The 20,116-nt window shown below is 32.4% G+C and carries 17 protein-coding genes; 11 read left to right on the plus strand and 6 right to left on the minus strand.

The features are described from left to right. Positions 1 to 40: 40 nt before the first annotated feature. The 11 genes from WNY60_RS14515 (at position 41) to WNY60_RS14565 (ending at position 10,232) form a co-directional block, all read left to right on the plus strand. Positions 41 to 580: a DUF177 domain-containing protein gene (locus WNY60_RS14515; RefSeq protein WP_145005198.1), complete on the plus strand. Its 540-nt coding sequence runs from the start codon at positions 41 to 43 to the stop codon at positions 578 to 580. 9 nt (positions 581 to 589) lie between these two features. Continuing rightward, a complete protein-coding gene (rpmF, locus tag WNY60_RS14520) occupies positions 590 to 790 on the plus strand; it encodes a 50S ribosomal protein L32 (protein ID WP_028282597.1) in 201 nt (66 codons plus the stop codon). A gap of 176 nt (positions 791 to 966) precedes the next feature. Then, positions 967 to 1,962, plus strand: a complete 996-nt coding sequence (locus tag WNY60_RS14525; protein ID WP_145005201.1) for a beta-ketoacyl-ACP synthase III — start codon at positions 967 to 969, stop codon at positions 1,960 to 1,962. Positions 1,963 to 1,995: 33 nt separating this feature from the next. Further along, positions 1,996 to 2,475 (plus strand): acetyl-CoA carboxylase biotin carboxyl carrier protein, encoded by a 480-nt coding sequence (gene accB / locus WNY60_RS14530; protein ID WP_145005204.1) that lies wholly within the window; start codon positions 1,996 to 1,998, stop codon positions 2,473 to 2,475. A gap of 85 nt (positions 2,476 to 2,560) precedes the next feature. Then, a complete protein-coding gene (accC, locus tag WNY60_RS14535) occupies positions 2,561 to 3,913 on the plus strand; it encodes an acetyl-CoA carboxylase biotin carboxylase subunit (RefSeq protein WP_145005207.1) in 1,353 nt (450 codons plus the stop codon). Positions 3,914 to 4,000: 87 nt separating this feature from the next. Beyond that, complete coding sequence (locus WNY60_RS14540; RefSeq protein ID WP_145005210.1) at positions 4,001 to 4,678, plus strand: hypothetical protein; 678 nt, start codon at positions 4,001 to 4,003, stop codon at positions 4,676 to 4,678. A 22-nt stretch (positions 4,679 to 4,700) separates the two neighbouring features. Then, positions 4,701 to 6,590, plus strand: a complete 1,890-nt coding sequence (locus tag WNY60_RS14545; protein ID WP_342862823.1) for a hypothetical protein — start codon at positions 4,701 to 4,703, stop codon at positions 6,588 to 6,590. Between the two features lie 6 nt (positions 6,591 to 6,596). After that, positions 6,597 to 7,955, plus strand: a complete 1,359-nt coding sequence (locus WNY60_RS14550) for a hypothetical protein (RefSeq protein ID WP_342862824.1) — start codon at positions 6,597 to 6,599, stop codon at positions 7,953 to 7,955. Positions 7,956 to 7,977: 22 nt separating this feature from the next. Then, a complete protein-coding gene (locus tag WNY60_RS14555) occupies positions 7,978 to 9,090 on the plus strand; it encodes an FAD-dependent oxidoreductase (RefSeq protein WP_342862825.1) in 1,113 nt (370 codons plus the stop codon). A gap of 1 nt (position 9,091) precedes the next feature. Then, entirely contained in the window at positions 9,092 to 9,778 is a 687-nt protein-coding gene (gene mtgA / locus WNY60_RS14560) for a monofunctional biosynthetic peptidoglycan transglycosylase (RefSeq protein WP_339807416.1), read from the plus strand. Continuing rightward, positions 9,771 to 10,232, plus strand: coding sequence for a 3-oxoacyl-ACP synthase (locus WNY60_RS14565; protein WP_342862826.1), 462 nt, complete (start codon positions 9,771 to 9,773; stop codon positions 10,230 to 10,232). Before mtgA ends, WNY60_RS14565 begins: the two co-directional genes overlap by 8 nt. Before the next feature lie 190 nt (positions 10,233 to 10,422). Here the strand turns inward: WNY60_RS14565 and WNY60_RS14570 are convergent, their stop codons facing one another. From WNY60_RS14570 to WNY60_RS14595, 6 genes are all read right to left on the minus strand, one after another. Continuing rightward, positions 10,423 to 11,334 (minus strand): ABC transporter ATP-binding protein, encoded by a 912-nt coding sequence (locus WNY60_RS14570; RefSeq protein ID WP_342862827.1) that lies wholly within the window; start codon positions 11,332 to 11,334, stop codon positions 10,423 to 10,425. A gap of 66 nt (positions 11,335 to 11,400) precedes the next feature. Continuing rightward, positions 11,401 to 12,840, minus strand: a complete 1,440-nt coding sequence (locus tag WNY60_RS14575) for a TolC family protein (RefSeq protein ID WP_342862828.1) — start codon at positions 12,838 to 12,840, stop codon at positions 11,401 to 11,403. Further along, entirely contained in the window at positions 12,833 to 16,084 is a 3,252-nt protein-coding gene (locus WNY60_RS14580; protein ID WP_342862829.1) for an efflux RND transporter permease subunit, read from the minus strand. The genes WNY60_RS14575 and WNY60_RS14580 overlap by 8 nt, the downstream gene beginning before the upstream one ends. A gap of 25 nt (positions 16,085 to 16,109) precedes the next feature. Beyond that, the gene (locus WNY60_RS14585; RefSeq protein ID WP_342862830.1) at positions 16,110 to 17,192 is read right to left on the minus strand and encodes an efflux RND transporter periplasmic adaptor subunit; all 1,083 of its coding nucleotides are present in this window, start codon (positions 17,190 to 17,192) and stop codon (positions 16,110 to 16,112) included. Between the two features lie 133 nt (positions 17,193 to 17,325). Further along, on the minus strand, positions 17,326 to 17,748 hold the full coding sequence (locus tag WNY60_RS14590) for a hypothetical protein (protein WP_028282611.1): 423 nt from the start codon (positions 17,746 to 17,748) through the stop codon (positions 17,326 to 17,328). Between the two features lie 146 nt (positions 17,749 to 17,894). Next, a complete protein-coding gene (locus WNY60_RS14595; RefSeq protein ID WP_342862831.1) occupies positions 17,895 to 20,060 on the minus strand; it encodes a prolyl oligopeptidase family serine peptidase in 2,166 nt (721 codons plus the stop codon). Positions 20,061 to 20,116: the final 56 nt, after the last annotated feature.

Here is a 20,116-nt window from a genome sequence, read left to right on the forward strand (position 1 = left end):
GAAAATTTTATATATTTGCAGGCTCAAAATAGATGTGGTAATGAAGCAATTAAAAGAATTTACAATACCATTTGTAGGTTTAAAAATAGGAAAACATCATTTTGATTATAGTATAGATCAAACGTTCTTTAATCATTTTGAATATGAAGACTTTAACTCTTGTAATATTAAAGTAGATTTAATTTTAGAAAAAAAATCAACATTATTAGAGTTACATTTTGATATTTCAGGAACAGTAAACGTCAATTGTGATGTTACAAACGAACCATTTGACCTGCCAATAACAACAGAATTTGATTTGGTAGTAAAATTTGGAGACGAGTATAATGATGAGCATATAGACATATTAATCATTCCACATGGAGAATATGAACTAAATGTACAACAATATATATATGAGTCAGTTGTTTTAGCATTACCAAGTAAACGTATACATCCAGGTGTGGAAGACGGAACATTAGATTCTGAAATACTTGACAAATTAGATGAACTTAGCCCAAAGCTAAAAGATAAAAAAGAAGACAAAGAGGAAACAGACCCTCGTTGGAATACATTAAAAAAACTATTAACGGATAAATAATAATATAAAATGGCACATCCTAAGAGAAAAATCTCGAAAACAAGAAGAGATAAGAGAAGAACACATTATAAAGCAGTTGCGCCACAAATTGCAACTTGCCCAACAACAGGTGAAGCTCATTTATACCACAGAGCGCACTGGAGTGAAGGTAAACTTTACTACAGAGGTCAAGTTTTAATTGACAACTCAGTTGAAGAAAACGTAGCATAATTACTATGCATGCATATAGAAAAACGCTCACTTGTGGGCGTTTTTTTTATGATTTGTTTTTCTTTACGTTAAAAAGCATTTACTTTGCATAGAATTAGTCTAAAAAAGAGTAATTTTATTATAATTAAGTCAATATGGGTCATTTTAGACCTTTTTTTGACTAAAATAGCTAAAAAATGAGCAAAATCTCTGCTGCAATTACTGCTGTTGGTGCCTATGTACCAGACTATGTTTTGTCTAACAAGGTACTAGAAACTCTTGTAGACACAAATGATGAATGGATAACATCAAGAACAGGAATAAAAGAGCGTAGAATACTTAAACTAGAAGGCGAAGGGACATCTTACCTAGCCATTAATGCAGCTAAAGACCTGCTTAAAAAACGCAATCTAGACCCTAAAGAAATAGACTTAGTTATTGTCGCAACTGCAACACCAGATTTACCTGTGGCTGCAACAGCGGTTTATACAGCAACCCAAATTGGTGCAACCAATGCATTTGCTTATGATCTGCAAGCAGCGTGTTCTAGCTTTCTTTACGGTTTGTCCACAGCAACTAGCTATATAGAGTCTGGACGTTATAAAAAAATATTACTTATTGGAGCAGATAAAATGTCGTCTATAATAGATTACACAGATCGCGCTACATGCATTATTTTTGGAGATGGTGCAGGAGCTGTTTTATTAGAGCCAAATACAGAAGGTTTAGGTTTTCAGGATGAATACCTTAGAAGTGATGGTTCTGGTAGAGAATTTTTAAAAATTGAAGCAGGTGGATCAATATTACCACCTTCACAGGAAACCATAGACAATAAACAACACTTTGTACACCAAGATGGACGTACAGTATTTAAGTTTGCTGTTTCTAATATGGCAGATGTTTGCGAAAAAATAATGGAACGCAACAACCTTAGTCATGATGATGTATCATGGTTGGTGCCACACCAAGCTAATATGCGTATTATTGACGCAACAGCTAACAGAATGAGCTTACAAGACGATAAAGTCTTAAAAAACATACACAGATATGGTAATACAACCTCTGCAACATTACCATTATTATTAAACGATTTTGAATCCAAGCTTAAAAAAGGAGATAACTTAATATTTGCTGCTTTTGGAGGTGGATTTACTTGGGGTTCTATTTATTTAAAATGGGCTTACAACTCTTAAACTAACTAAAATAAAGATTAATAACTTATAATTATGGATTTAAAAGACATTCAAAACTTAATTAAATTTGTTGCTAAATCAGGAGCAAGTGAAGTTAAATTAGAAACTGACGATGTAAAAATCACGATAAAAACGGGATCAGAAACAGAGACAACTTACGTTCAACAAATTCCTATGCAGGCTCAAATGCCAATGCAGCAAGCAATGCAACAAGCACCAGCAGCACCAGCCTCTACAGAGGCAGCAGCACCTGCAGCTGATGAAAATTCAAAATATATCACTGTTAAATCTCCTATTATAGGGACTTTTTACAGAAAACCATCTCCTGACAAACCATTATTTGTAGAGGTAGGACAAACAATTGCAGAAGGTGATGTACTTTGTATTATCGAAGCAATGAAATTATTTAACGAAATAGAATCTGAAGTATCAGGTAAAATCGTTAAAATATTAGTGGACGATTCTTCTCCTGTAGAGTTTGATCAACCATTATTTTTAGTAGACCCATCTTAATTTTAGATTATTAGTATTTTTTAGCTACTTATAAAGTAGTATAAAATCGAATAATCAAATCGTCTAATTATCTAATTTATACAAGATGTTTAAAAAAGTATTAATTGCCAATAGAGGAGAGATAGCATTACGTGTTATCAGAACCTGTAAAGAAATGGGCATAAAGACCGTTGCAGTATACTCTACTGCAGATGCTGAGAGTTTACACGTCAAATTTGCTGATGAAGCAGTTTGTATTGGACCTCCATCAAGTAGTGAGTCTTATTTAAAAATGTCAAATATTATTGCTGCAGCAGAAATTACAAATGCAGATGCCATCCATCCTGGTTATGGATTTTTATCTGAAAATGCTAAGTTTTCTAAAATCTGTGAAGAACACCAAATTAAATTTATTGGTGCATCTGAAGAGATGATTAACAGAATGGGAGACAAAGCAAACGCTAAAGCAACTATGATTGCTGCAGGTGTACCTGTAGTACCAGGAAGCGAAGGTGTAATAGCAGACTTTAAAGACTGCCTAAAAGTAGCTAAAGAAACAGGATATCCTGTAATGCTTAAAGCTTCTGCAGGTGGTGGTGGTAAAGGTATGCGTGCTGTTTGGAAAGAAGAAGATTTGCAAAATGCTTGGGAGTCTGCTCGTGCAGAATCTAAAGCAGCTTTTGGAAATGATGATATGTACATGGAAAAACTTATTGAAGAGCCACGTCACATCGAAATCCAAATTGTAGGAGATAGCACAGGAAAAGCATGTCACTTATCAGAAAGAGATTGCTCTATCCAACGTCGTCACCAAAAGTTAACAGAAGAAGTACCTTCTCCTTTTATGACAACAGCTTTACGTAAAAAAATGGGTGAAGCAGCTGTAAAAGCAGCAGAATATATTAAATACGAAGGCGCAGGAACAGTAGAGTTTTTAGTAGATAAGCATAGAAATTTCTACTTCATGGAAATGAATACGCGTATCCAAGTAGAGCATCCAATTACAGAGCAAGTTATTGATTTTGACTTAATCCGTGAGCAAATTTTAGTTGCAGCAGGTGTGCCAATTTCTGGAAAAAACTATACTCCAAATTTACATTCTATTGAGTGTCGTATAAATGCAGAAGATCCTTTTAACGACTTCCGTCCATCACCAGGAAAAATCACAACATTACATGCACCAGGTGGTCATGGTGTTAGACTAGACACGCATGTATATGCAGGTTATAGTATTCCTCCAAATTATGACTCAATGATTGCTAAGTTAATCACAACAGCTCAAACTAGAGAAGAAGCTATCAATAAAATGAAGCGTGCTTTAGACGAGTTTGTTATAGAGGGAATTAAAACAACCATTCCTTTTCATAGACAATTAATGGATCATCCAGATTATTTAGCTGGTAATTATACCACTAAATTTATGGAAGATTTTGTTATAGAAAAGCAAATAGAAGAATAAAACTAAGGCTCCGAAATTAATTTCGGAGTTTTTTTTTTATGCATATAACAAATAGCTTCAGTATATTTGAATACTAAAGCAATTTACATGAAAAGTCCTAGTTACCTAAAATACAGTCTTTTGTTATTGGTGTTTTTTTCAATAACATCTTGTTTTGAAATTATTGAAGAGATTGATCTAAATAATGATGGTACAGGTACAATGACCTTTACACTAAACATGAGTAAAAGCAAATCAAAATTAGCTTCAATCATGTTGTTAGACTCTGTTAATGGTTATAAAGTGCCTTCAAAAGCAGATATACAAAAAGGATTAAACGATATGGTTTCGGAGCTTAAAAAAGCAGAAGGTATTACTAATATTGTTAAAACAGCAGATTACGAAAATTTTGTGTTTTCAGTAAAATGTGATTTCAATAAAATCGATAATATCAATAAGATTACTAACAAAATAACTAGTCAACAAAAAAGTAACGCTGCATCTACTTCTTATCTTTTTGATGATAAAAACGGTGTTTTTAAAAGAAAATACACCTATTCTTCAGAAGTAAAAAAACAGTATAATAAATTAAAAACCGAGAATAAAAAGGTGTTTAATGATGCGTCTTATACAGTGATTTATAGATTTGATAACGAGGTAATCAGTCAAAATAATAAACAAGCTAAAATTTCTAATTCTAAAAAAGCAGTCATGCAACGCGTAAGTGCAATGGATGTGATTAATGGTACAGGAGATTTTACCACTCATATCCAATTAAAAAAATAATCCTTAAACTAACACCCAACCAATGAAAAAATTATCATGTATAATCATGCTATGTGCATCTGTATTTTCTTTTGCACAAAATTCAACATCAAAAATCCCAAGTGATGCAGCTGTTGTTGCCACAATAAAAGGAAATAATTTGTTACAATTAATGTCAATAGATGAGTTAAATAACTCGTTTATGGGAACTGAGATTTTAAAAGAATTATCTAGAAAGCAGACTAAATACAACTCGTTGGAAGATTTTGGTTTTGACTTAAATGGCTCTGCTCATTATTTTTTCCAAGCTAATGATAGTATTAATTACAATGCATTTATCGTTCCTTTAAAAAATGTAACTGCTTTTGAAAGTTTTTTAACAACTCAAAGCAAAAAAGAAATCGCAAACGCTAACGGAATAAGATCGTTTAAAGATCATAATCAAGGCGGTATTGTTTGGGATAGCTCAACATTAATTATGGTTGTAGGAAGCACTAACGAGGCGTATTTTCAAAACCCAGAAGTCATGGAGCGTTACGGACTAACAGAAGATGATTACTATGGATACGTAATAGATGATGCTGTTGTAACAACTGCAGAGGATTACGATGATGAAGTTATTGAGGCTGAAGAAGCATATGAGGAAGAAATAGAAGAAACGGTTATCGAGTCTACAGAAAGTGAAGAGGTTTATGAGGACGAGTATATTGAAGAGGAAGCTACTGAGGTTGTGGAATATGATTACAATAATGATACGTCTAACTACCAAATTAAAAGTGCTATAAATAAAAATTGGGCTTTATTAAAGGCAGAGCAGCTTTTAACGCAACAACCAAATCGTTCTATCTTAAAAAATAAATCATATTTAAGTAGTCTAGACAGTAAAGCAGAAGCTACATTATGGGTCAATGACTTTGGTCAATTATATTCTAATATGTTAGGGTCTATGTACTACAATCAATTAGTTGGTTTTGATTTATCAAGCATGTATGCTAATAATGGATTAACAGCTAAATTGTTTTTAGAAAACGACAAAATGGTACTAAATACAAAGTACACTATGTCTGATCAAATGGCAGATAGTTATAAAAAAATGACCTCTAGAAAACTTAATAAAAAGTTTTTAGATTATGTAAATGAAGACAGAATGATTGGCTTTATGAGCTACTCTATAGACACAGAAGCCATGTTAGAAGAGTATCCTAAATTAATGAAGTCTATGTATAGCAACATGCCATACTACGGAGAAGAAGCTAGTTTGGGTATAGATTTATTTTCTTTATTATTAGATGAGGAAGCTGTAGGTGAAGTAATTAATGGAGATTTACTATTTTTATTATCAGGTATATCTCAGCAAGAAGTTACCTATACTACTTACCAATATAATGACGATTATGAGTATGTTGAAGTTGAAAAAACAAAAACAGAAACAATTCCAGATTTTTTATTAATGGCATCTACGGATGAGCCTAGTATGCTTAATAAATTAATCCAATATACTGTAAACAAAGATATGGCAACTTTTGATAATGGTTATTACACATTTGAAGTCCCAAGAAGCCCACTGGCTATTCACTTTGTAATTAAAGACGGAATTGCTTTTTTAGGTACATCTCAAGTAGAAATGAATAAAATCGTCTCAGGTACATTTGATGCTAAAGTAACATCTAAAACTAAAAAAATGATGTTAGACAATTCTTATTCTGTATTTGTTAGCGCTAAACAATTAGCACAACAACTACCAATAGAAGAGATGGGAATTGACAGAAGTGGTAAGCTAGAATGGTTTTTAAATACTACAGAGGATGCTTATATCACTGCATCAAAAATTAAAGGAAATACAGTTAATAGCGAAATGGTTGTTGGTGTGCCTCCAACCGAAGAAAATGCTTTAAAATATATCTTTAATATCATCGAAAAATTTGCAAAATAATTATTAATGAAAATTAAGAAAATATTAAAAAAAGCAGCCATTATTATTAGTGTGCTGCTTTTGGCTTTTAAAGGCTTTTTAATGTACCGTAATTACACGTCTTACCAAGATGTGATTCATTATAAGGCCAATCAAATAGTTAAGGTGAATATAGACGGTATCGCTCAATCACTAGTGTTAAATGCAATAGCAAATCCTTCATTTTATTTAAAATCAAAAAGAGAGAAAGACACTATTTATGATGACGATGACAAACAAAAAAAAGGATTCAATATTCCAGCAAACATCTTTTTATACACTGTTAAGGGACAACCTATAACTACAGTTTTTACATCCTTTAAAATTTCAGAACAAAACACCTTTAAGGGCTACCTTAAAGCTAATTATAAAGCGGAAGATTTTAAAGACAGCCAAGACTATACTGTTGCAACATTATTTAATAATAGTGTGATTATAGCATTTAACAAAACACAAGCAGTTTTAGCTTACAACCCAAGTAAAGAAGATGTAAATCAAGTATTTGAAGATATATTGGTAGACCATAAAACATTAACAAAGTTAGATGTAAAATGGGAGAAATTACAGGATGCAGATGGACATTTTAACTACCTCACAAAAACAGATCATTTGGCTATTAATTTTCAATCTGGAAAAGCTGTAATACAAGGTGATTTTGTGTTGCCTGTATTTTTGGATACACCAAAAGTTTATAAAAGCACAAATTTTTCTAAAGATGCTAGTGTAACATTTAATCTTAATCTACTTTCAACACTAAAGTATGTCAGCTTTAAACACAAAAATCAAGCTGTAGATACAGACAGTTTAGATACATATTATAAAGGTCATATGGCTCTAGAAATTGCTAAATCGACAACACAATTAGATTCAGTAATAACTTATGAGTATAATGACGATTTTGAAAAAGTAGAAACCTTAACAACGGTAACAAAACAAGTACCAGAAATTAATTTGCAATTAACATCTGACGCTTCAAAACTTTATAAATATTTAGAAAAAATAGCCATAGTAAAAGATGGTAAATTAAGTAAAGATATATTTCCTTTGTATCAAGTTAAAATAGATTCTACTAACGCTAAAAGTTTGCAAGCAAGTACCAATTTATCCAATACAGTAAAATCTAAATTAAGCGAAACTTCGGAAGTTTTTGCTTTAAAAGTTAATTTTGAAAGGCTGCAAAAGCAGAATCATTTTCCGTTACTGAATAGTTATTTAGAAAAACTGACAACCTTAAAAATTGTTGGAAATAATTCTAAAAACGAAACGATAGCAATTGATGGTCAATTCAATTTAAAAAACGAAGACATAAATGCGCTCGCACAATTTTTTATTAATCAAAAAGAATAAACAAATTTAGTATCTTATTAAAATGACATTAAGTTATTGGGAAATAAAATCATGGCTAACCAACGTAGATTACACTATTGTTGGTAGTGGAATTGTGGGTTTAAATTGCGCTTTACATTTAAGAAAAAGATTTCCAAAAGCTAACATTTTAATTTTAGAAAAAGGTACCTTACCTCAAGGCGCAAGTACTAAAAATGCAGGTTTTGCCTGTTTTGGTAGCTTGTCAGAAATTGTAGATGACCTTAAAACACATAGTGAACAAGAGGTCTTAGACTTGGTTAAAAAACGTGTCAAAGGATTACAAAAATTAAGAGAAAACCTAGGAGACAAAACCATAGATTATCAACAATTAGGAGGTTATGAGTTGTTTAATACTAACAGTGATTTATTTGAAATCTGTCTAGAACAAAAAACGTTAGTCAATAATTTATTGAAACCTGTTTTTGGAGACAACGTATTTAGTTTAAAAGACAATACCTTTCGCTTTAATAATATTAAGAATCAGTACTGTTTTAATCAATTTGAAGGACAAATAGACACAGGTCTTATGATGGAGGCTTTACTACAAAAAGCGTTCTTAAAAGGCATTAAAATACTTAATAATGTTTCGGTGTCTAGTTTTTCAGAAGATGCCAATACTGTAAAAGTTGATACCAATCAATTTAGTTTTTCAACATCAAAATTATTAATAGCAACAAATGGCTTCGCTTCGGTTTTAAACATTCCTGAAGTTAAACCAGCAAGAGCACAAGTGTTAATTACAAAACCAATAAAAAACCTTCATATAAAAGGCACGTTTCATTTGGATGAAGGGTATTATTATTTCCGAAACATCGATAACAGAATACTATTTGGAGGTGGTCGTAATCTAGATTTTAAAGCAGAAGAAACTACGGATTTGGAACAAACGGACTTAATTCAAAATAAATTAGAATCACTTTTAAACACTACAATTTTACCTAATATATCATTTAAAATAGAGCATCGATGGAGCGGAATTATGGGTGTAGGAGCTCAAAAAAAACCAATTGTAAAACAGCTTAGTAATAATGTGTTTTGTGGTGTGCGATTAGGCGGAATGGGAGTTGCAATTGGAAGTTTAATAGGAGAAGAATTAGCAAACCTAATAGAGTAATATGTTTAAAAAAATATTCAAGTTTTTAGCTAAATGTTTACTTTGGTTTATTATTTCAACCGTTGGTGTGGTCATTTTATACAAGTGGATGCCTGTACCAATAACACCATTAATGGTCATTAGATATTTTGAAAAAGACAGTCCAAAATTATTGAATCACGATTGGGAGCCAATAGAAAATATCTCTAAAAATTTACAACTAGCAGTGATTTGTAGCGAAGATCAAATTTTTTTAAGTCACAATGGATTTGATTTAAAAGCAATTGAAAAAGCTTACGAAAACAATAAAAAAGGAAAACGTATTAAAGGTGGAAGTACCATTAGCCAACAAACAGCAAAAAATGTGTTTTTGTGGCCAGAACGTAGTTGGCTACGCAAGGGATTAGAAACGTATTTTACTTTTTTAATAGAGTTGGTTTGGTCCAAGGAGCGCATCATGGAAGTCTATTTAAATAGTATAGAAATGGGTAATGGTGTCTATGGTGCCGAAGCAGCAGCACAATATTGGTTTAAAAAACCAGCATCTAAATTATCAAAATTGGAAGCGTCTGCAATAGCTGCAATTTTGCCAAACCCAAGAAAATACAAGGCTAATCCTGTTACTAATTACATAGCCTCTAGAAAAAGTTGGATAATAAAACAGATGAATTTTTATGGTCCTTTAAATTATAAAACAGAGGATGAATAGCACTGAAAAAGTTAAACAAGCATTACATAATGGTTGTGTTTTGTTTACTCAAAATAGACTGGATACCATTAATAAAACCATTTTAGAACTGCAAGAATCCTTAACCTCTGAGACTAAAAGTAGCGCTGGAGATAAGCATGAAACTGGGCGAGCTATGGTACAATTAGAACGCGAAAAAGCAGGACATCAATTGGCTCAAATCCAAAAAGTAAATCAATTATTAGCAAAAATAAGTACAGAAAAGACCTCTAAAATTATAGGTTTAGGTAGTGTTGTGTATACTACAAAATCCAATTATTACATTGCTATTAGTGCTGGAGAGCTAGAGGTTGACACTCAAAAATTTTACGCAATTGCAGCCAATACGCCTATTGCACAATTGCTTTTAGGTAAAACCATTGGCGATGATATTGTTTTTAGGGCACAAAATTTTTCAATAACAAATGTTAACTAACGTCTAAGTCAACAATTTTCGAGGTATCTTTAGTGAAATTGAATTAGAAAAAAGTTGAATATAATTCCCTTAAATTTAGAATAAGGAACTAGTATTAAAAACAACATTGGTGTGCCTAAATTACAGCATAATAGAGTCTTGTTAGCTGTCTCTTTTTCGTTGACACATCATGGTGCTTTTAGCGGTTATGCTATTTTGTGATTTCTAAATACTGAGTAGTATTTTTTTCTAAGTTTGTTTTACTTTCAAAAAATACAATGTCATCACCTAATAAGGCTTCAATTAAGTAATAGTGTCCTTTAAAATAAGAGTGCAACACTGTAGCTTTAAGCTCAGAATTGGTTACCATTTTTAATTGATGCGCGTATATTATTGCATCGTTAATTATATTAAACTCGCCAAAAAACGAAGCTATTAATGGTGCTTCTGGATTTTTGAATAAATTTTCTGGGCTATCATTAACAACAATTTTGTTGTCGTACAAAACAATCATTCTGTCTGCAAAACCTAAAACATCTTCTCTGTCATGTGTTGCAACAACGCATGTGATGTTTTTGTCTTTTAAATATCTAAATACATTGCGTCTAAGCGATTGTTTTTGGAAGTTATCAATATGACTAAAAGGCTCGTCTAATAAAATAATTTCTGGCTGTTTTGCCAATGCACGTGCTAATGCGACGCGCTGTTTTTGACCACCACTTAAGGTTTTTACTTTGGTTTTAGCAAGCTCTGTAAGTTCTACAACTTCTAGCAACTCTGCAGTACGTTCTTTTTTTTCTTCTGGGAAAAAATTAGAAAGGTGTTTACCAATGTTTTCTTCAACGGTTATATAAGGCATTAAGTCAAATTCTTGAGAGACATATTTCATGAATTCATAACCAACCACAAGATTATATTTAGGACCTAAAATCTCTTGGTCTTTCCAGAAAATCTGACCTTCATTTAAGTCAAATTCGCCAAAAATAAGATTTAAAAGAGTGCTTTTTCCAGAACCGCTTTCGCCAATAATAGCAACGTGTTCACCTTGATTAGCAATTAAAGAGATGTCTTTTAAAACAGGTGTTTTATTATACGAAAAAGAAAGATTTTTTACTGCTAGCATAGTCGTGCAAAAATAGTATAAAAAAACCGCTCCAAATGGAACGGTTTTGAAATTTATTATTGTTTTTTAATTCCATCCACCACCTAAAGCTTGATATAGTTTTACATTAGCTAATAATTGGTCGCGTTTAGTTTCTATAATTTCAATTTTAGAATTTAATGCTTCTCTTTGTGTAAGGAGTACTTCTGTATATTCTGCTCTTGCAGATTTAAAAAGTCTAATAGAAAGATCTATAGCTTCCGTAAGTGCCTCCACTTGTTGTGTTTTTAAAAGGTAACTTTTGTTTAAATTCTCTACATTAGATAATTGATTTTCTACTTCTATAAACGCATTTAAAATCGTTTTTTCGTATTCATAAATAATCTGAAGTTGCTTGTTACTGGCAGTTTTATATTCTGCTTTAATTGCATTTCGGTTAATTAATGGAGCGATTATATCTCCAATTAAAGAATACGCTAAAGATTCTGGTGTGCTAGTTAAAAATTTAGGTTTAAAAGCTTCTAATCCAACACCAGCTTTAATACCAATGGAAGGATAGAAATTTGCCTTAGCTATATTTACGTTTAACTTTGAGGCAGATAACTCTAGTTCAGCTTGTCTAATATCTGGTCGATTGGCTAATAATTGTGAGGGTACACCAGAGTGCATAACGTCTACTTCTTTAGTTATAAAATCATTAGAATTTCTGATTACTGTTTGTGGGTATCTTCCAACTAAAAAATTAATCAAATTTTCTGTTTCTACTATTTTTTGCTGAATTTGATATTTATTACTTTTATTTTTAAAAACCTCAGCCTCAAAGCGTCTAACAGCTAGCTGTGTTGCTCTAGCAGCTTCTTTTTGAAGCTTTACCATTTTTAAAGCACTTTGTTGTAAGTCTAAGTTCTGTTTAACTATAGTAAGTTGGTTATCCAAAGCAATAAGCTCATAATAGGCACTTGCTATTTCTGAAACTAATTGCGTAACCATAAAGTTTTTACCTTGGATAGTTGCTAAATATTCTAAAACTGCTGATTTTTTACCATTTCTAAGTTTTTTCCAAATATCCAATTCCCAAGAGGCAGAAAGTCCTGCCGAAAAGTTGGTTAATGGTTCCGGAAACTCTTCATGTTCACGTATGTCTAAGTGTTGCTCTACAGCACCATTTCTGGTGAATTCACCAACTTTATCAATTTCCGCACCAGCGTAAATACCTACATAAGGTAAATAGTCTCCTTTTTTAGCTTTTATTTCGTTTTCAGCCATATTAATTTGCTGTAGCATCATATTTAATTCTTGATTATTAGCTAATGCCAAGTCTATCAAGTTTGTTAAATTTTGGTCGGAAAAAAAGTCTTTCCACTTTACGACTGCTGTGTTTAGTGTATCACTACTATTGTTACTGTAAGTCTCAGAAATGGTTTTATTTTCTTCTCTTATCGCTATTTGTGTTGGCACACATGATTGTAATAATAGTACAATCATGATGCTAACAACAAAAAGATGTTTTATGGTTTTATTATTCATCTTTATTTTTTTTGCTTAGTTTTTTTAATAGATTTTTTAGTTTAACAATCTGCTCAGTATTCTTTTTAGTTTGTTGTCCAGCAGATTCACTATTTCTAATAAATTCTTCAGATAAAGGCTCAAGCGACTCATCTTTTATTAGACTTTTTCCTTCAGCCATTTTGGCGAAAATGTAATATAATCCTGGAATAATTAATACTCCGCCAATAGTCCCTATTAACATACCACCTAATGATGAACTTCCTATGGTTTTATTAGCAATTGCTCCAGCACCTGTTGCTATTATTAAGGGAATTAATCCTGCAATAAAAGCAAAGGACGTCATTAAAATAGGTCTAAATCTAGCTTTGGAACCCTCAATTGCTGCTTCTAGAATTGTAGCGCCTTGTCTTTGTTTTTGTACTGCAAACTCCACAATTAATACTGCGTTTTTACCAAGTAGTCCTACTAACATGATTACTCCAATTTGTGCATAAACATCATTAGCTAATCCCATTGCTTTTAATAGGAAAAATGATCCAAAAACACCCACAGGAAGTGATAAAATAACCACTAATGGTAATAAAAAACTTTCGTATTGTGCAGCTAACACAAAGTAGACAAATACTAAAACTATAATAAATATATAAGTCGATTCATTACCTCTACTGGCTTCATCATAGGACAGGCCTTCCCAAGCGATGTCATATCCATTGGGTAGCTCTTTTTTAGCTACTTCGTTTATCGCGTTTATGGCGTCACCACTTGTATATCCTGAAGCAGGTAACCCTCTTATTGACGCAGAATTGTAAAGGTTATATCGTGTAATTTCATTTGGTCCTAATTTTTTTTCAATAGACATAAAAGCAGAGTATGGTACCATATCTCCTTCTTCGTTTTTAACATAAAGCTTTTCTAGATCAGATGGTAGTCTTCTATATTCTGGTGCTGCTTGTGTGTATACTTTAAAGAATCTACCAAATCGAATAAAACCTTGCTCGTAAGTACTACCAATTAAAATATTTAAATTTTCCATTGCTTTACTAATAGTTACTCCTTTTTGCATAGCAATTTTGTTGTTTATTTTTAACTCATATTGAGGATAGTTTGCAGAAAAGAAAGTAAATAATCCAGTAAGCTCTTTACGTTTGGACAATGCAGCTATAAAGTCGTTATTAATCTTTTCAAAATGTTGATAATCTGTAGAGTTGGTTTTGTCTAGTAAGCGCATTGCAAATCCACCAGAAGATCCAAAACCAGGTACTGCAGGAGGCTCAAAATACTCGATAACAGCTCCTAAATCTTTGGTTTCATCTTCAAGTTCTTCCATTATCTCATGCACAGAGTGGTGACGATCTGACCAAGGTTTTAAATTAATTAAACACGTACCAGCATTAGAGCCTCGACCTTCTGTCATAATCTCATAACCAGCAAGTGATGACACAGATTCTACACCTTCGGTTTCTTCACAAATTTTTTGAAGTTTTTTAGCAACTTCATTTGTACGTTCTAAAGTTGCTCCAGGAGGCGTTTGGATAATGGCATAAATCATTCCCTGATCCTCGTTAGGTATAAAACCAGCAGGTAATACTTTATTAGTAAAATATATTCCTGCACAAAATGCTGCTAATATCCCAAAAGTTATAATACGTCGCGCTACTATTTTGTTTAGTACTGCTACGTATTTTCCTGTAAGTTTTTCAAAACCATTATTAAACCAAAGTATAAATTTATCTACAATAGATTTTTTAGTTTTCCCATGGTTATTTTTAAGTAGCATTGCACATAAAACTGGTGTTAATGTTAATGCTACAATTGCTGAAATTACAATTGAACCAGCCATAGTAATCGAAAATTGACGATAAAATACACCAACAGGACCTGTCATAAATGAAATAGGTATAAAAACCGAAACCATTACTAAGGTTATGGCTACAATTGCTCCTCCAATTTCGCCTAATACTTCATAAGATGCTTTGTAGGGTGTGAGGTGGTCTTCTTCCATTTTAACATGGACTGCTTCCACAACAACAATAGCATTGTCTACTACAATACCAATTGCTAATACTAATGCAAAAAGAGTAATTAAGTTAATTGACAACCCAAATAATTGCATTACAAAAAAGGCACCAATTAAGGATACAGGTACTGCAATGATTGGTATTAGTGTCGAGCGCCAATCTCCTAAAAATAAAAAGACAACAATGGCTACTAAAATAAAGGCATCTCTAAGGGTATGTAAAACCTGCTCTATAGACGCGTCTAAAAAGTTAGACACATCATAACTAATTTGGAAATCTACATCAGGTGGTAAATCTACTTCTAGCTCTGCTAATTTGGCTTTTACCTCTTTAATAACATCACTACCATTACTACCAAACGTTTGTTTTAGGACTATTGAGGCGGATGGTTTACCATCTAAATTAGAATAAATGTCAAAAAATTCACTACCTAAATTTACATCAGCAATATCTTTAAGTTGAATGGTTTCACCTTCTTTATTTGCTCGAACAATGATGTTTTTATATTGATCAGGTTCGTTATATCTATTTTGATAGGTTAGTACATATTCTAAAGATTGTGCAGTTTTACCAGAACTTCTACCTAAACGACCAGGTCTAGCTAAAATGCTTTGCTCTTCCATTGCTTCTAAAACTTCTTCTGCAGAAATATTATAGGCACGCATACGATCTGGTTTTAACCAAACACGCATTGCGTATTTTCTGCTTCCTAAAATTTGTGCACTTGCAATCCCTTTAATACGCTGTATTTCTGGGATTATTTTGGTATATGCATAGTTATATAAAAACTTTTCGTCGTTGTGCTTATCTGTACTAGATAGGTTAACGTACATTAACATACTAGGTTGCACAGGTGTTATAATTACACCTTCACGTTGCACTAACTCTGGTAATAATGGCATGACCTGATCCACACGTGTTTTAACCCTAACAACAGCTTCGTTAGGATCTGTTCCTGGTTCAAAAATCACACGTACTGTAGCTTCACCAGCACTTGTTGCATCTGATGCTATATAACGCATGTCTTGCACACCATTTATGGCTGTTTCTAGCGGAATTAAGGTAGAGTTTACTAATACCTCTGAACTAGAACCAGGATATGCTATAAAAATATTTACTGTTGTTGGTGCTATTTGAGGGAATTGAGATATAGGGAGTTGCTTGATAGCTAAACCACCTATAAATAAGATGATAACCGAAATGACAATAGCCAAAACGGGTCTTTTTATAAATTGTTTAAACATGTCTTTTGAAGATTAAATTCTAAAATTATTCAGCGTATAAGTCTAACTCAGACATTACTTTGGTTGGCTCTAAAAACTTGGTTTCTATTTTTTGATTGTTTTTAACCATTTTTATACCTTCTAATAAAATCGTGTCGTTTTGCGAAAGCCCTTTGCTTATTATAAATAGATGTGGTAGCTCTGCTCCAATTGTAATTTCTTTTTGTTTTACTACATTATTTTTATCTATTACAAAAACATAGGTTTTATCTAACACTTCAAAAGTGGCTTTTTGTGGTATAATTATAACATCTTTAAAAGGGATAGACATTAATACACTACCAGTTTCGCCATGTCTTAAAATACCATCAGGATTAGGAAACGTGGCTCTAAAAGCAATATTTCCGGTTTCGCTATTAAACTCTCCTTCTATAGTTTCAACAATGCCTTTTTGGTTAAATTGTTTGTTATTAGCCATTAGTAAGCCAACTTCTTTTTTAACGTCTTTGTCTGTGCTTGTTATATAATCTAGGTATTCCGCTTCTGGTACGTTAAAATACACCCACATTTTACTATTGTCAGACAACGTGGTTAGTAACTCTCCTTCGTTCAAAAGACTTCCTTCTCTTGCTTCTAAATGGTCCATGATACCATCAAAAGGTGCGGTTATTTTAGTAAAACCTAAATGAGTTTGTGCTAAAGCAACTTCAGCATTTGCTTTATCTAAATTGGCATTTGCCATAGCTAATTCATTTTGAGAAACGACATTGCCTTCTGCTAATAGTTTAGTGTTTTGTAATTCAATTTGTGCAGCATTAGATTCGGCTTTAGCCTTTTGTAATTCGGCTTGATAAATATTTGGCATTATCTGGAACATAGGTTGTCCCTTTTTAACGTGTTGACCTTCGTCTACAAATATACTTTTGAGATAACCTTTCTCTAAAGCTCTTAATTCTATATGTCTTATGGAGTGAATTTGACTAACATAGTCCTTAATTATAGTGGTGTCTTTTTTGATAGGATTTGTAACAAGAAAAGCAACATGTTCTTTCTTTTCTTCTTTTTTAGTTTCGCAACTTGTATGAAATAGACATGCGAATAAACCCATGAAAATGAAGATTTTTTTCATAATTTTTTATTTAAAATAAAATGTGATTGTAGCAAGTCATTGCCAATAAGGCATATGACTGGCTATTTGTGTTATGTTAAATGTTTTGTAAGTAATAAACCAATTGCAAATTGGTTTTAAAAAAGAAAGAAAATCAGATTATAAAAACCTCTAATCTAATGTGAAGTTTTGTCGAAGGTTGACAAAAAGTTTGTTTGTAATGGTTAGCCTCTGCTTGAAGTTGAGAGGATAAATCGCTTAATAATTGAGCGTTTAAAAATGCAGCTATATAGCTACCAAAAGAATTTATAGTGGTATTTGTTACCGATTCTTCATTTTCTGCTTCTTCACTTTCTGTATAATCAAAAATTAATTGGTTGTCTTGATTATTGAAAATTGAAAAGTGAGCGGATTGACTTGAAATGTCATCTATTGAAACTGGGTTTGTTGTTTCAGATTTAGATGTACTAATTAAAGTGAAATTATTATCTAATGTACTATTTGCAAATACGTTTATTACTCCTGAGAATAACAAGAGTATTATTAGCGTCAAATATTTAGAGATAATTTGTTTCATTTTATGGATGCAAAATTATATCAATTGACTAATATCACCAAAATAAAGATTGTTTTTTATGTGTTATTTAAGACTAGAAATATAACATACAAAAAACCTGTAGGATATTGAACCTACAGGTTTTTAATACGTTGTATGTGTTTGTTTTAATCTTTAAAGTTTTCGATTTCTGTTGGTAATACTTCAAAACCCATATTGTATAGTGTAAATCCATAAATATCAGCATATTGCTCTATTGTTTTACTAACGGGAGTTCCTGCTCCATGTCCTGCATCAGTTTCTATTCTGATTAAAACAGGATTGTTTCCGGTTTGTTTAGCTTGTAATTCTGCAGCAAATTTAAAACTGTGTGCAGGTACAACTCTGTCGTCATGGTCACCTGTTGTAACCATCGTAGCTGGATATTGTGTGCCTTCTTTTACATTATGTACAGGAGAGTAGCCTAGTAAATAATCAAACATTTCTTTATTATCTTCTGCAGTGCCATAGTCATAAGCCCAACCTGCTCCAGCTGTAAACGTGTGGTAACGTAACATGTCTAAAACACCAACCGCAGGTAAAGATACCTTCATTAAATCTGGACGTTGGGTCATTGTTGCTCCAACTAGAAGACCTCCATTAGAGCCACCTCTAATAGCTAAAAAGTCTGATGAGGTGTATTTTTGATTAATAAGGTACTCTGCAGCAGCAATAAAATCATCAAACACATTTTGTTTTTTAAGTTGTGTTCCTGCATCGTGCCATGCTTTTCCGTATTCACCTCCACCACGAAGATTAGGTACAGCATATATACCACCTTGTTCCATCCATACAGCATTAGCAATGCTAAAACTAGGTGTTAAACTTACATTAAAACCACCATAACCATATAGGATTGTTGGGTTTTTACCATCAAGCGTTAATCCTTTTTTATGTGTAATAATCATTGGTACTTTTGTACCGTCTTTTGAGTTATAAAAGACTTGTTTGCTTTCGTAATTTTCAGGATTAAAATCAATATTAGGTTTACGGAATAGCTCTGAAGTACCGGTTTCAATATCATATTTATAAATACTTCCTGGAGTTACATAGTTTGTAAATGAATAGTATAATTCTTTTTCTTCCTTTTTAGCACCAAATCCACTAGCACTTCCTACACCAGGAAGTTTTACTTCCCTTACTAATTTACCATCGTAGCCGTACTGCATTACTTTAGATACTGCATCTACCATATACTCAGTAAAAAAGTATCCACCAGCTGTTGAAGGACTTAATACATTTTTAGTTTCAGGTATAAAATCCACCCAGTTTTCTGGTGTCGGATTTGAAGCATCAACAGTAACTATTTTTTTGTTTGGAGCGTTTAGATTTGTAACTAAAAATAATTTTGAGCCTTCGTTTTCAATTACATAAGTGTCGCTATCTGTGTTGCCAATAATCTCTACTAATTTTGAGTTTGGTTGTGTTAAATCCTTAATGTATAATTTGTTTCCAGAGGTCGATACACGTGGCGATATTATTAAATATCGATCATCCTCTGTTACGCTTCCGTAGATATATCTGTGTTTTTCAGAAGCTGTTCCTCCAAAAATTAACTGATCTTCTTTTTGCGACGTCCCTAGTTTATGGTAATATACTTTGTGCTGATCTGTTTTTGCAGATAACTCGCTACCTTTTGGTTTGTCATAGCTTGAGTAATAAAAGCCTTCGTTTTTGTACCAAGACATTCCGCTAAATTTTATATCTACTAAGGTGTCTTCGATAATTGTTTTAGACTGTGTGTCCATTACTAAAATTTTTCGCCAATCACTTCCACCTTCAGAAATTGCGTAGGCTAGTATCTTTCCGTTTTTAGAAAAGCTAGTACCTCCAAGCGATATAGTACCATCTTCCTTAAATGTATTTGGGTCTAAAAACACGGTTGCTGTACTTGGGTCTTCTCCTGTTTTATAACGGTAGATTACATACTGGTTTTGTAAGCCATCGTTTTTATAAAAATAGGTATAGTCACCCTCTACAAAAGGCGCTCCAATTTTTTCATAATTCCATAACTTCTCTAAACGTTGCTTTAGTTTTTTTCTGTAAGGAATATTGTCTAAATAAGCATAAGTAGTTTTATTTTCTGCTTTTACCCATGCTTCTGTTTCTGGACTTCTATCGTCTTCTAACCAACGGTAAGGGTCTTTAACATTTGTGCCAAAATAGTTAGTAACAGTATCAACCTTGGTTGTTGTTGGATACTCAACAACAATACTTTTTTCTTTTTTTTCTGCTTCTTTTTTACAGGACATAATAGTTATTACGGTTAAAATACCAATAGCTAGTTTTTTCATGTTGAAGGGATGGTTTAATTGTGTGAATAAAATTAATTAAAAAAGCACATGTAAAC

This window comes from Olleya sp. AS48 (assembly GCF_038900355.1).
Lineage (GTDB): Bacteria > Bacteroidota > Bacteroidia > Flavobacteriales > Flavobacteriaceae > Olleya.